The organism is Frigoribacterium sp. PvP054, assembly GCF_040547465.1.
Lineage (GTDB): Bacteria > Actinomycetota > Actinomycetes > Actinomycetales > Microbacteriaceae > Frigoribacterium.
Genome location: NZ_JBEPPU010000002.1, coordinates 277,305 through 291,840 on the forward strand (window position 1 = coordinate 277,305; position 14,536 = coordinate 291,840).

Below are 14,536 nucleotides of genomic sequence, written 5' to 3' on the forward strand. Positions count from 1 at the left end.
CGGACGGAGCGGCGTCAGACGGGCGTCACGACGTAGGTGGCGAGCACCTGGCCGTCGCTGTCGGTCGACACGGTGAGCACCACGCGGTACGTGTCGCCGGCGAAGGTGCCGAAGCCGCTGTCGGCGTCCGTGTCGACGCCTGACGAGGTGTAGCCCGCGGCCTCGAGCTGCTGCTGGGCGACCGCGAACCGGTCCGCACCCGAGACGGCGATCTGGGCGACCCAGCCGGTGCCGTCGGGGCCTGCTCCCCCGCCGCGGGTGGTGCCCTCGACGAGCGGCACGTCGGCCGGGAAGCTCGCCGGCAGGGTGCCGTCGGTCGTGATGCCCGCGCCGTTCAGCGCCTCGCCCGCGGCGTCCTCGACGGCCTTCTGGGCCGTGCCCTTCAGGCTCTCGACGCCGCTGTCGACCGCACCGCCGACGATGTTGTCGACGGGCGAGCCCTCGCCGCAGGCGGTGAGCCCCGCGACGAGGCCGACGGCCAGCGCGAGGGTGGCGGCGGAGCGGGTCAGGGTGTTCTTCTGGGTCGGCACCTCGCGAGGTTAGCCGCGCACGCTGGGGGCAGGCGCAGAACGTGCGGGCGGTGCACGAAGGAGGCGGCCCGCGGTGGTGCGGACCGCCTCCTCGGCGTGTGGTGCTGTGGTGCTGTGGTGCTGTGGTGCTGCGGTGCCTACGCGTTCTGCTTCTTCAGGCGGGCCGTGCTGCGCTGGCGGGCCGACGCGTCGAGCTCGACCTTGCGGATGCGGATGGCGTCGGGGGTGACCTCGACGCACTCGTCGTCACCGGCGAACTCGAGGGACTCCTCGAGCGACAGCACCTTGGAGGGCGTCATCGACTCGAAGTTGTCGGCCGTCGACTGACGCATGTTGGTCAGCTTCTTCTCTTTGGTGATGTTGACGTCCATGTCGTCGGCGCGCGAGTTCTCGCCCACGACCATGCCCTCGTAGACCTCTTCGGTCGGCTGCACGAAGAACGACATGCGCTCTTGCAGGTTGATGATCGCGAAGGGGGTGACGACACCCGAGCGGTCGGCGATGATCGAACCGTTCGTGCGGGTCGAGATCTCGCCGGCCCACGGGCCGTAGCCGTGGCTGATGCCGTTGGCGATGCCGGTGCCGCGCGTGTCGGTGAGGAACTGCGTGCGGAACCCGATCAGGCCGCGCGAGGGGACGATGAACTCCATGCGCACCCAGCCCGAGCCGTGGTTGGCCATGTTCTCCATGCGGCCCTTGCGGGCGGCCATGAGCTGCGTGATGGCCCCGAGGTACTCGTCGGGCACGTCGATGGTCATGTGCTCGAAAGGCTCTTGCAGCTTGCCGTTCTCGTCACGACGGGTGACGACCTGCGGCTTGCCGACGGTGAGCTCGAAGCCCTCGCGACGCATCTGCTCGACGAGGATGGCCAGCGCGAGCTCGCCACGACCCTGGACCTCCCACGCGTCGGGGCGTCCGATGTCGACGACCTTGAGGCTGACGTTGCCGATCAGTTCGCGGTCGAGGCGGTCCTTCACCATGCGGGCGGTGAGCTTGTGGCCCTTGACCTTGCCGATGAGCGGCGAGGTGTTGGTGCCGATGGTCATCGAGATCGCGGGGTCGTCGACCGTGATGGTCGGCAGCGGCCGGACGTCCTCGGGGTCGGACAGCGTCTCGCCGATGGTGATGGTGTCGAAGCCGGCGACGGCGACGATGTCGCCGGGGCCCGCGCTCTCGGCCGGGTAGCGGTCGAGCGCCTTCGTGATCAGCAGCTCGGTGATGCGGGCGTTGACGACGGAGCCGTCGGCCTTGACCCAGGCGACCGTCTGGCCCTTCTTCAGCGTGCCGTGGAAGACGCGCAGCAGGGCGAGGCGACCGAGGAACGGCGAGGCGTCGAGGTTGGTGACGTGCGCCTGCAGGGGGTGCTCGTCGTCGTAGGTCGGCGCGGGCACGTGCGTGAGGATCGCGTCGAACAACGGCTCGAGGTTGTCGTTGTCGGGCAGCGAGCCGTCGGCGGGCTTGTTCGTCGACGCGGCGCCGTTTCGGCCCGAGGCGTAGACGACGGGCACGTTGAGGATGGCGTCGAGGTCGAGGTCGTCGACCTCTTCGCTCAGGTCGCTGGCGAGGCCGAGCAGGAGGTCTTGGGACTCGGCGACGACCTCGTCGATGCGCGCGTCGGGGCGGTCGGTCTTGTTGACCAGCAGGATGACGGGCAGCTTGGCCGCGAGGGCCTTGCGCAGCACGAAGCGCGTCTGGGGCAGGGGGCCCTCGGACGCGTCGACGAGCAGCACGACGCCGTCGACCATCGAGAGGCCGCGCTCGACCTCGCCACCGAAGTCGGCGTGGCCGGGGGTGTCGATCACGTTGATGGTGATCGGGCCGTCGGTCGCGTGCGCGCCGTTGTAGAGCACCGCGGTGTTCTTCGCGAGGATCGTGATGCCCTTTTCGCGCTCGAGCTCGTTCGAGTCCATCATGCGGTCTTCGGTGTCGAAGTGCGCGTCGAAGGAGTTGGTCTGCTTGAGCATGGCGTCGACGAGGGTCGTCTTGCCGTGGTCGACGTGGGCCACGATCGCCACGTTGCGCAGGTCGCTGCGGATGGCAGTCGCCATGGATGTGTTCCTTACGAGAAGAGAGAGGGGGAAGTGGTCGGGTCAGAGCCCGGCCAGGACAGTCTACGGCACGTGGTAAAGGGGCCCCTCCGCCGTGCTCGCGGCACGGCGCAGGGGCCCCTCGGACGCCAGGAGGCGCGGGTCGACTACCGGCCGAACTCGAAGTTCGCGCCGGGGATCGCCTCGAGCAGCTCACGCGTGTACTGCTGCGTCGGGTTGGCGAAGATCTCGTCGGTCGTGCCCGCCTCGACGACGCGCCCCTTCTGCATGACGCTGACGTTGTCGGCGATCAGCCGGACCACCGCCAGGTCGTGCGTGATGAAGAGGTAGGTCAGGCCGAGTTCGGTCTGCAGGTCGGTCAGCAGGTCGAGCACCTGGCCCTGGACGAGCACGTCGAGCGCCGAGACGGCCTCGTCGAGCACGATCACGTCGGGCTTGAGCGCGAGCGCCCGCGCCACGGCGATGCGTTGACGCTGACCACCCGACAACTCGTTCGGGTAGCGGTTGACCGTCGACGCGGGCAACGACACCTGGTCGAGCAGCTCGCGCACGCGGGCCTGGCGGCTCGCCCGGTCGCCGATGCCGTGCGTGACGAGCGGCTCGGCGATGGTGTTGCCGACGCTGTACATCGGGTCGAGCGACCCGTAGGGGTCCTGGAAGACCGGCTGCACCCGACGACGGAAGTCGAAGAGGTCCTTGCCCGTCAGGGCGCCGATGCTCTGGCCGTCGATCGCCACGGTGCCCGAGGTGATCGACTCGAGCTGCAGGACGAGCTTGGCCACGGTCGACTTGCCCGAACCGGACTCGCCGACCAGGGCCATCGTCGTCCCCCGCGGGATGGCGAACGACACGTCGTCCACGGCCCGCAGCTCGGTGGTCTTGAAGCCGCCCTGGCGGATCTTGTAGACCTTCGACAGGTTGTCGACCTTGATGTACTCGGCGTTCTTCTTGCCCGCCTCCTCGCGCTGACGAGCTCGGGCGATGAGCTCGGCGTCGTCCGCGCCCTCGTCCGAGATGGCGACGGCGTGCGCGTGGGTCGGGGCGATGCTCGACTGGATGCGCTGGCTGGCCAGGCTCGGGGCCGCGGCGACGAGTCGCTGCGTGTACGGGTGCCGCGGGTTGGCCAGGATCTCCTTCGAGGGGCCCGACTCGACGACCTGGCCCTTGTACATGACCACGAGCTTCTCGGCCCGCTCGGCGGCGAGGCCGAGGTCGTGCGTGATGAAGAGCACCGAGGTGCCGTAGTCGCGGGTCAGGGTCTCGAGGTGGTCGAGGATGCGGCGCTGGACCGTGACGTCGAGGGCCGAGGTCGGCTCGTCGGCGATCAGCAGCTTCGGCCTCGACGAGAGGCCGATGCCGATCAGCACGCGCTGCCGCATGCCCCCGGAGAACTGGTGCGGGAACTGCTTGAGACGGTCGCCCGCGTCGGACAACCCGGCCTCTTTCAGCACCTCGATCGCGCGTTCGCGGATCTCGCGCTTGCCGGTGGCGATGCCGTTGGCGCGGATCGCCTCCTCGACCTGGAAGCCGATGCTCCAGACCGGGTTGAGGTTCGACATGGGGTCCTGCGGGACGTAGCCGATCTCGCGGCCGCGGATCGACTGCATCTCGGCGGCGCTGGCCTTGACGAGGTCGCGACCCTCGAACAGGATCTCACCGCCGGTCACCCGGCCGGTGCCCGGCAGCAGGTCGATGATCGACGTGGCCGACGTGGACTTGCCCGAGCCGGACTCGCCGACGATGGCCAGGGTCTCGCCCTGGTTCATCGTGATGTCGACGCCACGGACGGCGTCGACGTAGCCGGCCTGGGTCTTGAAGCCGATCTGCAGGTTCTTGATCTGCAGGAGGGGGACGGCCGAGGAGGCGCGGCTCGCCTGCTCGGGACGCGTGGAGGTGGACGTCATCGACGGGCCCTCGCCTTCGGGTCGAGGGCGTCGCGCACGACGTCGCCCATCATGAGGAACGACAGCACCGTGATCGACAGCGCGGCCGCGGGCCAGAACAGGGTCATCGGCGCGGTGCGGATCGACACGCTCGCCTGGCTGATGTCGTTGCCCCACGACATCGTGCCGCTCGGCAGGCCGATGCCGAGGAACGACAGGGTCGCCTCGGCGACGATGAACGTGCCCAGCGAGACGGTGGCGACCACGATGACCGGGGTGATCGCGTTGGGGACGACGTGACGGATGAGGATGCGGAACCGCGAGACGCCGAGCGCGAGGCTCGCCGTGACGTAGTCGCTGTTCTTCGCGCCGAGCACCGAACCGCGCATGATGCGCGCGATCTGCGGCCAGGCGAAGAGCGAGAGCACGAGGGCCACGGTCAGCGGCGTGCGCGAGGGCAGCACGGACATCAGCACGATCGCGCCGAGCACGGTGGGGATGGCGAAGAAGATGTCGCCGATGCGCGAGACGACGGCGTCGAGCCAGCCGCCGTAGAAGCCGGCGAGCGAACCGATGATCAAACCGATCAGCGTGACCAGCACCGTCGCCAGCAGGCCGACGGTCAAGGAGGCGCGGGTGCCGTAGACGACGCGCGAGAACACGTCGGTGCCCTGCCGCGTGAAGCCCATGATGTGGCCGCTCTGCGACCCCTGGTTGCTCTTCGAGAGGTCGGCGGCCGTGGGCACGACGCTCGTGAAGAGCCCGGGCGCGAGTGCGACGACGATGACCAGGACGATGAGCGCTGCCGAGATCCAGAACAGCGGCCGGGTCTTCATCGAGTCCCAGGCGTCGTTCCAGCTGGAACGAGGCTTCTCGGACTCGTCGACGGCGTCGACGGCCTTGATGGGCGTCTCGTCGAGGTCGGCGACGAAGTGTCCGCTCGACAGACGGGGGTTGTCGTTACTTGGCATAGCGGATCCTCGGGTCGAGAACGGCGTAGAGCAGGTCGACGAGCAGGTTGGCGAGCATGAAGATGATCACCATGACGGCCACGAACGACACGACCGTCGGGCCCTCGCCGAGCTGGATGGCGCGGTACACCGTGCCACCCACTCCCTGGATGTTGAAGATGCCCTCGGTGACGATCGCACCGACCATCAGCGAGCCGATGTCGACACCGAGGTAGGTGACGACCGGGACGAGGGAGTTGCGCAGGATGTGCACCGTCACGACGCGGTTGCGGGTGAGGCCCTTGGCGGTGGCGGTGCGGACGAAGTCGGCGCTCATGTTCTCGGAGACCGACGCGCGCGTGAGGCGCACGATGTAGGCGAACGAGACGCTGGCCAGCACGATCGCCGGCAGGACGAGTTCGCTCCAGGGAGCCTGCGAGCTGACCGTGGTGCGGAAGATGCCGAGGTTGATCGCGAAGACGTACTGCAGCACGAAGCCGACGACGAAGATGGGCACCGAGATGAGCAGGAGGCTCACCACGAGGGCGCTGGTGTCGAAGAGCTTGCCCTTGCGGAGGCCGGCCACGAGACCGACGACGATGCCGGCGACGGCCTCGAAGACGAGGGCGAGCATGGCGAGTCGGAACGTGATGGGGAAGGCCCGGACGAGCTCGTCGATGACGGGGCGACCGGAGAAGGTGGTGCCCAGGTCACCCGTGAAGAGACCGCCGATGTAGAGCAGGTACTGCACGATGAACGGCTTGTCGAGGTTGTACTGCGCTCGGATCTGCTCGAGGACCTGAGGACTCGGCTGCTTGTCGCCGAAGAGCGCCGCCACGGGGTCGCCCGGGACGGCGAAGACCATGAAGTAGATCAAGAAGGTGGCCCCGAAGAACACGGGGATCAGTTGGAGGAGTCGTCGACCGGTGTACCAGAGCATCAGTCCTCCTCGGTGTGGAGCGGGAGCATCGCGATTCGCAATCGTGTCGGGAAGTGGCGGACGCCCGTCGAGGGGGCCCGGACCAGATCGTGTCTGCTCCGAGCCCCCTCTCGAGCGCTGATCGAGGCTAGTGCCTCGGCGCGGGTGCAGCTAGTTCTTCGTGACCTCGTAGTAGAGGGGCACCGAGTTCCAGCCGAACTCGACGTTGTCCACCGTGTCGGCCCAGACGCCGGTCACGTTCGAGTACCACAGCGGGATCGCGGGGAGGTCCTCGAAGAGGACTTCCTGGGCGTCCTGGAACTTCGCGTTGGCGTCCTCGACCGAACCGGCCTGGCTGCCTTCCTTGACGAGGGTGTCGAACTGGTCGCTGCTGTAGCGGCCGTAGTTCGAACCGGCACCGGTCTGGTAGAGCGGGGCGAGGAAGTTGTACAGCGACGGGTAGTCCGCCTGCCAACCCGAACGGAACGCACCGGTCATGGCGTCGTTCGACTCTTCGTCGAGCAGACCCTTGAAGTCGGGGTACGACTTGCCCTCGGCCTTGATGCCGAGCGTGCTCGAGATGCTGTTCGCCGCGGCGTCGACCCAGGCCTGGTGGCCACCGTCGGCGTTGTAGGCGATGCTGAACGTCGTGTCACCGTAGGGCGAGATGGCGTCGGCCTCGGCCCAGAGCTTCTTGGCCTCGCTCTCGTTGTACGTCAGGACGTCCGAACCCTCGAGGTCTTCGGAGTAGCCGTCGATGACGGGCGAGGTGAAGTCCTTGGCGGGGGTGCGGGTGCCCTGGAAGATCACCTTGGTGATCTCGTCGCGGTTGACGGCCATCGAGATGGCCTGACGACGGAGCTTGCCCTCGTCGGTCGTGCCGTCGAAGTGCTCGAGGTACTGGGGGATCGTGAACGACTGGAAGATCGCGGCCGCCTGGTTGACGTTGCGGTCCGGGAAGTCGTCCTTGTACGTCTCGAACGCGCTGTCGGGGACGGCGTCGAGGATGTCGAGGTTGCCCGACTGGGCGTCCGCGTAGGCGGCGTCCTGCGTCGTGTAGAACTTGATGGTCAGACCACCGTTCTTGGGCGTGCGGGGGCCGTCGTAGTCCGAGTTGGTGACGAGCTTGATGTCCTGGTTGTGGGTCCAGGCGCCTCCGCCGTCGAGCTTGTACGGGCCGTTGCCGATCGGGTTCTCGCCGAAGGCCGCCGTGTCGGCGTAGAACGCCTCGGGCAGCGGGGAGAACGCCGAGTAGCCGAGGCGCAGCGGCCAGTCGGCCTCGGGGGCCGTCAGCTGGACGGTGAACTCGGTCGGGCTGACGACCTCGAGGGCGAGGTCGCTGTCGGCGTCGTAGCTGAAGCCCTGGATGTCGTCGAAGAAGTAGCTGCCACCCTGGGCGTTGCTGAGCTGCGCAGCCCAGTTCCAGGCCTTGGTGAACGACTCGGCGGTCACGTCGGTGCCGTCGGTGAACTTCAGGCCCTCGCGGATCTTGACGTCCCAGTTCTGGTTGTCGTCCGAGGTGATGCTGTCGGCGACGTCGTTGACCGACGCACCCTTGGCGTCGTAGCTGATCAGACCGGCGAAGATCGAGTCGATGATCTTGCCACCGCCGACCTCGGTGGTGTTCGAGGGGATCAACGGGTTCTGCGGCTCGTTGCCGTTCGTCGTGATCACCGCGGAAGCGTCACCGGACGACGAGTCGTCCCCGCTGCCGCTGGCGCAACCGGTGAGGACGAGTGCTGCCGTCCCCACGACGGCGACGGCCGACAGGCCCATGCGCGTCTTCTTCAATGTTCCTCCTGATGCGGGAAAGGACGCAGCACTGTGCCCAGGGGCCGTGCCGCGTTGGATGCAGTGAGCCTAAGCACCCCGTTCCGGCATCACCAAACCACCGCGACAACGGTTACACGACGGAAACCAACTCGCGGGATCATTGCGTCGGCATGCAGTTCGTTGCGCGGAAGACCTGAAGTTCGCAGGAATCGGCTGCGGGAAATCCGCCACCTGGCAGGTATTGTTCTCCGCCACCCGGGAGGCGCGGGTCGGCCCGCTCGCGTCCGCCGCGTACGATCACCCCCGTGAGCCGCCCCGACGCCCCTGCCTCCGACGCGACACCACCCGTGGTCCTCGCACCGTACCCGGCCCCGATGACCCGCGCGCGCCTCCGGGTCGAGATCGCGATCGTCCTCGGGCTCTCGCTCGGCGCCTCGGCCGTGTACTCGGTCCTGTCGATCGTCAACCGGCTCACGCAGCAGACCGCGCTCTCGCAGCAGACGGCCACCCTCAACTCGCCGTTGAGCAGCCGCGAGTTCTTCGACCTCGCCTACCAGGTGCTCGGCATCGCGGTCGACCTCGTGCCGGTGCTGCTCGTGGCCTTCCTGCTGTGGCGACGGGAGCGCCCGCACCTGGGCCGCCTGGGCGTCGACTTCTCGCGCGCCGGGCGCGACACCCTGGGGGGCGTCGGCCTCGCGCTGGCCATCGGAATCCCGGGCATCGGGCTTTACCTCGTCGGCAAGGCGCTCGACCTGACCGTCACGGTGGTCCCGACGAACCTCGGCGAGCACTGGTGGACCGTGCCCGTGCTGCTGCTGTCGGCGCTGCGGGCCGGCGTCACCGAAGAGGTGATCGTCGTCGCCTACCTGTTCGCGCGCCTGCGCGACCTCGGCTGGCGGACCTGGTCGATCATCGTCACCGCCGCCCTGCTGCGCGGCAGCTACCACCTGTACCAGGGCTTCGGGGCCTTCGTCGGCAACGTCGTGATGGGGGTCGCCTTCGGCTGGCTCTACGTCCGGTTCGGCCGGGTGCTGCCCCTGGTGATCGCGCACTTCGTGATGGACGCCGCCGTCTTCGTCGGCTACCCGTGGGCCGCGACGGCGTTCCCGGCCCTCTTCGGCCTGCCGTCCTGACCCCGCGGCGTCGAGCGCACGCGGGCCGGCCCGACGAAACTGGGTCTTGACACCCGTTCGGGGGGCGAGTCTGATGTACCCACGGGTCGTCGCGATCCGCGCTAGCCGAACAGCGTGAGCTGTCCCCCGGGCGTCGATCGGGACGGTCGCCGCTACGTGAACGCCCTCCGCGACACTCGGCGGCCGACGTCCGAGGGACCAAGAGGGAACCGCCAGCACTCGACGGGATCGGGTGCTGGCGGTTTCCCGTCCGAGGCGCGGTCGGCGCCGGACGCGACCTAGGCGAACGCCTCGGCCGGCGGGCAGTTGCAGAACAGGTTGCGGTCGCCGTACGCCTGGTCGATGCGACGCACCGGCGGCCAGTACTTGCCGCGGACGAGCGAGCGCACCGGGTACACGGCCTCCTCGCGGCCGTACTCGGCCGTCCACTCGCCGACCACGACCGACTCGGCCGTGTGCGGCGCACCCCGCAACGGGCTCGACTCGGCCGTGTGACGGCCGGCCGCGACCTGGTCGGCCTCGCCCTTGATCGCGATCATCGCGTCGACGAAGCGGTCGATCTCGCCCAGGTCTTCGCTCTCGGTCGGCTCGACCATGAGGGTGCCGGCGACCGGGAACGACATCGTCGGGGCGTGGAAGCCGTAGTCGATGAGGCGCTTGGCCACGTCGTCGACGGTCACGCCGGTCGCGTCGCGCAGCGGACGCAGGTCGAGGATGCACTCGTGCGCCACGAGGCCGTTCTCACCGGCGTAGAGCACCGGGAAGTGCTCGCGCAGGCGCGCGGCGACGTAGTTCGCCGACAGGACGGCCGCGCCGGTCGCGCGGGTGAGGCCCTCGGTGCCCATCATGCGGACGTAGGCCCAGCTGATCGGCAGGATGCTCGGCGACCCGTACGGGGCACTCGAGACCGGCACACCGGCGTGGGCGAGGCGATCGCCGTCGGCCGAGGCGACGGCACCCGTGCGGCGGTCGGCCTGCTGCGCCATCGGGTGACCGGGCAGGAAGGGCGCGAGGTGCGCCTTGGCCGCCACCGGTCCGACGCCCGGACCACCACCACCGTGGGGGATGCAGAAGGTCTTGTGCAGGTTGAGGTGCGACACGTCGCCGCCGAAGTCGCCGAAGCGCGCCACCCCGAGCAGGGCGTTGAGGTTCGCCCCGTCGACGTAGACCTGGCCGCCCGCGGCGTGCACCGCGTCGGTGAGCGCGACGATGTCGTGCTCGTAGACGCCGTGGGTCGACGGGTAGGTGATCATGAGCGCCGCGAGCTGGGCCGCGTGCTGCTCGACCTTCGCGCGCAGGTCGTCGAGGTCGACGTTGCCGCCCTCGTCGCAGGCGACCACGACGACGCGCATGCCGGCGAGCACGGCGCTGGCCGCGTTCGTGCCGTGCGCGCTCTGCGGGATCAGGCACACCGTGCGGTCGGCGTCGCCGTTCGCGAGGTGGTAGCCGCGGATCGCCAGCAGGCCGGCGAGCTCGCCCTGGCTGCCCGCGTTCGGCTGCAGCGAGACGGTGTCGTACCCGGTCACCTCGGCCAGCCAGCCCTCGAGCTGACCGATCAGGTCGAGGTACCCCGCGACGTCGTCGGCCGGGGCGAACGGGTGCACGCCGGCGAACTCGGGCCAGGTGACGGCGGCCATCTCGGTCGCCGCGTTGAGCTTCATCGTGCAGCTGCCGAGCGGGATCATGCCGCGGTCGAGCGCGTAGTCCTTGTCGGCGAGGTGCTTGAGGTAGCGCATCATGCTGGTCTCGCTGCGGTGGGTGCGGAAGACCGGGTGCGTGAGGTAGTCGCTCGTCCGCAGCAGCGCCTCCTGGAGGCCCGACCCGGCCTCGCCCTCGAGCAGGTCGACGCCGAGGACCTCGGCGACGACGCGCACGTCGTCCCGCGTCGTGGTCTCGTCGAACGAGAGCCGGATGCAGTCGCCGTCGACGGCGTGCACCAGGTAGCCGCGGTCGTGGGCCGCGGTGACGATCTCGGCCGCGCGACCGGGGACGAACACCTGCAGCGTGTCGAAGAACGAGTCGTTCTCGAGCTCGAGCTCGCTGGCGCCGATCGCCGCCGCGAGGTCGGAGGCGTGACCGTGCACGCGCGTCGCGATGTGCCGCAGGCCCCAGGGGCCGTGGTAGACCGCGTACATCGACGCCATGACGGCGAGCAGCACCTGGGCGGTGCAGATGTTCGACGTGGCCTTCTCGCGGCGGATGTGCTGCTCGCGGGTCTGCAGGCTGAGCCGGTAGGCGGGCTGGCCCACGGCGTCCTGCGAGACGCCGACCAGCCGGCCGGGCAGCTGGCGTTCGAGGCCCGTGCGCACGGCCATGTAGCCCGCGTGCGGACCTCCGAAGCCCATCGGCACGCCGAAGCGCTGGCTGGTGCCGACGGCGACGTCGGCCCCGAACTCGCCGGGTGCCTCGACGAGCGTCAGCGCCAGCAGGTCGGCGGCGACGACGGCCAAGCCGCCGTGGGTGTGGGCGGCCTCGACGACGGCCCGGGGGCTCCAGACGGAGCCCGAGGCCGACGGGTACTGCACGAAGACGCCGAACGACGCGGGCAGCTCGGCAGGGTCGAGCACCGACAGGTCGAGCTCGACGAGCTCGATGCCGACGGCCTCGGCGCGGCCGGCCAGCAGGGCCTTGGTCTGCGGGAAGGTGTCGCTGTCGACGACGAAGACGTCGGTCTTCGCCTTCGACGCCCGGCGCGCCAGCAGCATGCCCTCGACGACGGCGGTGCCCTCGTCGAGCATCGAGGCGTTGGCCGTCGTCAGGCCGGTGAGCTCGGCCACCATGGTCTGGAAGTTGATCAGGGCCTCGAGCCGGCCCTGCGAGATCTCGGGCTGGTACGGCGTGTAGGCGGTGTACCAGCTCGGGTTCTCGAGCACGTTGCGCTGGATGACGGCGGGCGTGACCGTGTCGTAGTACCCGAGGCCGAGGAGGCTGCGCGACACGCGGTTGCGCCCCGCGAGGGCACGCAACTCGGCGAGCGCCTCTTCTTCGCCGATCGGCTCGGGCAGCACGCTGTGCTCGAGGGGCGTGGCGTGGATGGCGTCGGGCACGGCGGCCGCGACGAGCGACTCGACGCTGTCGTGGCCGACCGCGGCGAGCATGGTCGCCTGGTCGTCGGGGGTGGTGCCGACGTGGCGGTCGACGAAGCCGGTGGCCACCTGGTCGGACCAGCCGCCGCAGACCGACCCGCCGGGCTGCCCGGTGCTCATTCGGCGGTCAGCGCGACGTACTCGTCGCGCGAGAGCAGGCCCTGGCCGTCGGTCGACGACAGGGTGATCTTGATGAGCCAGCCCTCGCCGAACGGGTCGCTGTTGACCAGATCGGGACTGTCGACCACGGCCTGGTTGGCCTCGAGCACCGTGCCCAGGGCCGGGGCGAAGAGTTCGCCGACCGACTTCGTCGACTCGATCTCGCCGACGACCGTGCCGGTCTCGACCTCGGTGCCCTCGGCGGGCAGGTCGACGTACACGACGTCGCCGAGCTTGTCGGCCGCGTAGTCGGTGATGCCCACGGTCGCGGTGTCGCCGTCGATGAGGAGCCACTCGTGCTCGGCGGTGTACTTCAGTACGGTGAGATCGGTCATGGCCGGTCCTTTCGGGGGTGGTGTGCCTAGGAGCGCTTGTAGAAGGGCAGCGGGACGACGGTCGCGGCGACCGCGGTGCCCCGGACGTCGACGGCGAGCGCGGGGCCGCGGTCGACCACGTCGGGGTCGACGTAGGCCATCGCGACCGGGTGGCCGAGGGTCGGCGACAGGGCGCCGCTCGTGACCTCGCCGACGACGGTGCCGTCGTCGGTGACCACCGGGTAGCCGGCCCGCGCGGCCCGGCGGCCGGTCAGCGTGAGGCCGACGAGGACGCGCGCCCCCGCGGCCGGTTCGACGCCCTGACGCCCGACGAAGTCCTTCGAGGTGTCGACGACGCGACCGAGACCCGCCTGGTCGGGGCGCACGTCGAGGCCGAGCTCGTGGCCGTAGAGGGGCATGCCGGCCTCGAGGCGCAACGTGTCGCGACTCGCCAGGCCCGCGGGCACGAGCCCCCGGGGGCCGCCGGCCTCGGCGATCGCGGCCCAGAGCACGGGGGCGGTCTCGGGGTCGACGTAGAGCTCGAAGCCGTCCTCGCCCGTGTAGCCGGTGCGGGCGATGAGCACGGGAGCGTCGTCGAAGGTGCCCTGCAGCACGCGGTAGTAGCGCAGCGTCGACAGCGGCGCGTCGGGTTGCAGCCGGTCGGCCGTGACCAGTTCGTCGAGCACGCCCTCGCTCTCGGGGCCCTGCACGGCGATCAACGCGGTGTCGTCGCTCTCGTCGTCGACCGTGACGTCGAACCCGGAGGCGCGGGTCGCCAGGGCCGCGAAGGCCGCCTCGCGATTGCCCGCGTTGGCCACCACGAGGAAGTCGTGGTCGTCGAGGCGGTACACGACGAGGTCGTCGACGATGCCCCCCTCGGCGGCGAGCAGCAGCGAGTACTTGGCCCGCCCGACCGCGATGGTCGACAGCGTGCCGGCGAGCGCGTGGTCGAGGAACGCCCCGGCGTCGGGCCCGACGACCGCGATCTCGGCCATGTGCGAGAGGTCGAAGAGGCCCGCGGCCGTGCGGACGGCGTGGTGCTCGGCGAGGTCCGAGTCGTAGCGGACCGGCATCTGCCAACCGGCGAAGTCGGTGAAGACGGCCCCTGCGGCGACGTGCACCTCGTGCAACGGGCTGAAGCGCTCGTCCGGCTCGTCCGGCTCGTCGGAGCCGGTCGGGTCGTCGGCGTCGCCGGGCCCCGTGGCGATGCCCTCGGTGCCGTCGTCGGACAGGACGACGTCGCCTTCGGGCGTGGCGGCCGCGTCGACATCCGTGAGGTCGTCGTCGTCGGGCCCGGGGGCGGCGGGCAGGTTCGAGGCTGCGTCGGACATCGTGCTCCTGGAGGGACGGACCGGCCGCCAGGTGTCTCGGCCGGGAACGGTGTCGTGCGGGTGGGGCACGACGGGGCAGTGCGCACCGGTGGTCGCCGGTGCGGACTCCCCCTCTGTCATGGGCCTGAGAGCTTCACCGGCCGGAGCCGGCTTTCACCGTGGGCGAGGACCGGCGAGGGGTCTGTGGACCGCCTCGCACCTCCTGCTTTTCAGAGTGGCCAGTCCGTCGCGGTACGCGTACCTGAGAGATTGGCGGGGAGCTTGCTCCTTCGGTGCCCGGTCGGCGCAGTCTCTGCGCACCGGAGCTCTCCCGCGACGTGTTCGTGGCCCGATGTTCGGTTGTGGCGTCAGCCTAGCGCCGTCGTGTGACACGCAGGTTTCGAGATCCCGTCGGATCGGAAGGGCATCGG

The 14,536-nt window shown here is 69.8% G+C and carries 10 protein-coding genes and 2 riboswitches; of the genes, 1 reads left to right on the forward strand and 9 read right to left on the reverse strand.

What is annotated here, in order from left to right:
- Positions 1–14: 14 nt before the first annotated feature.
- From ABID81_RS04110 to ABID81_RS04135, 6 genes are all read right to left on the reverse strand, one after another.
- Positions 15–530 (reverse strand): hypothetical protein, encoded by a 516-nt coding sequence (locus tag ABID81_RS04110; RefSeq protein ID WP_354593545.1) that lies wholly within the window; start codon positions 528–530, stop codon positions 15–17.
- 137 nt (positions 531–667) lie between these two features.
- Positions 668–2,578: a translational GTPase TypA gene (gene typA, locus ABID81_RS04115; RefSeq protein ID WP_354593546.1), complete on the reverse strand. Its 1,911-nt coding sequence runs from the start codon at positions 2,576–2,578 to the stop codon at positions 668–670.
- Between the two features lie 146 nt (positions 2,579–2,724).
- Positions 2,725–4,482, reverse strand: coding sequence for a dipeptide ABC transporter ATP-binding protein (locus ABID81_RS04120; RefSeq protein ID WP_354593547.1), 1,758 nt, complete (start codon positions 4,480–4,482; stop codon positions 2,725–2,727).
- Positions 4,479–5,432: an ABC transporter permease gene (locus tag ABID81_RS04125; protein ID WP_056262202.1), complete on the reverse strand. Its 954-nt coding sequence runs from the start codon at positions 5,430–5,432 to the stop codon at positions 4,479–4,481. Before ABID81_RS04125 ends, ABID81_RS04120 begins: the two co-directional genes overlap by 4 nt.
- Positions 5,422–6,351, reverse strand: coding sequence for an ABC transporter permease (locus ABID81_RS04130; protein ID WP_354593548.1), 930 nt, complete (start codon positions 6,349–6,351; stop codon positions 5,422–5,424). The genes ABID81_RS04125 and ABID81_RS04130 overlap by 11 nt, the downstream gene beginning before the upstream one ends.
- A 150-nt stretch (positions 6,352–6,501) precedes the next feature.
- A complete protein-coding gene (locus ABID81_RS04135) occupies positions 6,502–8,121 on the reverse strand; it encodes a peptide ABC transporter substrate-binding protein (RefSeq protein WP_354593549.1) in 1,620 nt (539 codons plus the stop codon).
- A gap of 356 nt (positions 8,122–8,477) precedes the next feature.
- Here ABID81_RS04135 and ABID81_RS04140 point away from each other — a divergent pair, with 356 nt between their 5' ends.
- Positions 8,478–9,236, forward strand: a complete 759-nt coding sequence (locus tag ABID81_RS04140; RefSeq protein ID WP_354593820.1) for a CPBP family intramembrane glutamic endopeptidase — start codon at positions 8,478–8,480, stop codon at positions 9,234–9,236.
- Positions 9,237–9,514: 278 nt separating this feature from the next.
- Here the strand turns inward: ABID81_RS04140 and gcvP are convergent, their stop codons facing one another.
- The 3 genes from gcvP to gcvT all read right to left on the reverse strand — a co-directional run bounded on the left by gcvP (position 9,515) and on the right by gcvT (position 14,126).
- Positions 9,515–12,334: an aminomethyl-transferring glycine dehydrogenase gene (gcvP, locus tag ABID81_RS04145; RefSeq protein ID WP_502915180.1), complete on the reverse strand. Its 2,820-nt coding sequence runs from the start codon at positions 12,332–12,334 to the stop codon at positions 9,515–9,517.
- 104 nt (positions 12,335–12,438) lie between these two features.
- Positions 12,439–12,816 (reverse strand): glycine cleavage system protein GcvH, encoded by a 378-nt coding sequence (gene gcvH / locus ABID81_RS04150; RefSeq protein ID WP_354593551.1) that lies wholly within the window; start codon positions 12,814–12,816, stop codon positions 12,439–12,441.
- 26 nt (positions 12,817–12,842) lie between these two features.
- The gene (gene gcvT, locus ABID81_RS04155) at positions 12,843–14,126 is read right to left on the reverse strand and encodes a glycine cleavage system aminomethyltransferase GcvT (protein WP_354593552.1); all 1,284 of its coding nucleotides are present in this window, start codon (positions 14,124–14,126) and stop codon (positions 12,843–12,845) included.
- A 106-nt stretch (positions 14,127–14,232) separates the two neighbouring features.
- A riboswitch (glycine riboswitch) is annotated at positions 14,233–14,344 on the reverse strand.
- Position 14,345: 1 nt separating this feature from the next.
- Positions 14,346–14,449: riboswitch (glycine riboswitch) on the reverse strand.
- Between the last annotated feature and the right edge of the window lie 87 nt (positions 14,450–14,536).

Bases quoted from the DNA above. Each gene is read 5' to 3' on its own strand.
- typA (WP_354593546.1), bottom strand. From the start codon at position 2,578: ATGGCGACTGCCATCCGCAGCGACCTGCGCAACGTGGCGATCGTGGCC.
- ABID81_RS04120 (WP_354593547.1), bottom strand. From the start codon at position 4,482: ATGACGTCCACCTCCACGCGTCCCGAGCAGGCGAGCCGCGCCTCCTCG.
- ABID81_RS04125 (WP_056262202.1), bottom strand. From the start codon at position 5,432: ATGCCAAGTAACGACAACCCCCGTCTGTCGAGCGGACACTTCGTCGCC.
- ABID81_RS04130 (WP_354593548.1), bottom strand. From the start codon at position 6,351: ATGCTCTGGTACACCGGTCGACGACTCCTCCAACTGATCCCCGTGTTC.
- ABID81_RS04140 (WP_354593820.1), top strand. From the start codon at position 8,478: ATGACCCGCGCGCGCCTCCGGGTCGAGATCGCGATCGTCCTCGGGCTC.
- gcvP (WP_502915180.1), bottom strand. From the start codon at position 12,334: ATGCTCGCCGCGGTCGGCCACGACAGCGTCGAGTCGCTCGTCGCGGCC.
- gcvH (WP_354593551.1), bottom strand. From the start codon at position 12,816: ATGACCGATCTCACCGTACTGAAGTACACCGCCGAGCACGAGTGGCTC.
- gcvT (WP_354593552.1), bottom strand. From the start codon at position 14,126: ATGTCCGACGCAGCCTCGAACCTGCCCGCCGCCCCCGGGCCCGACGAC.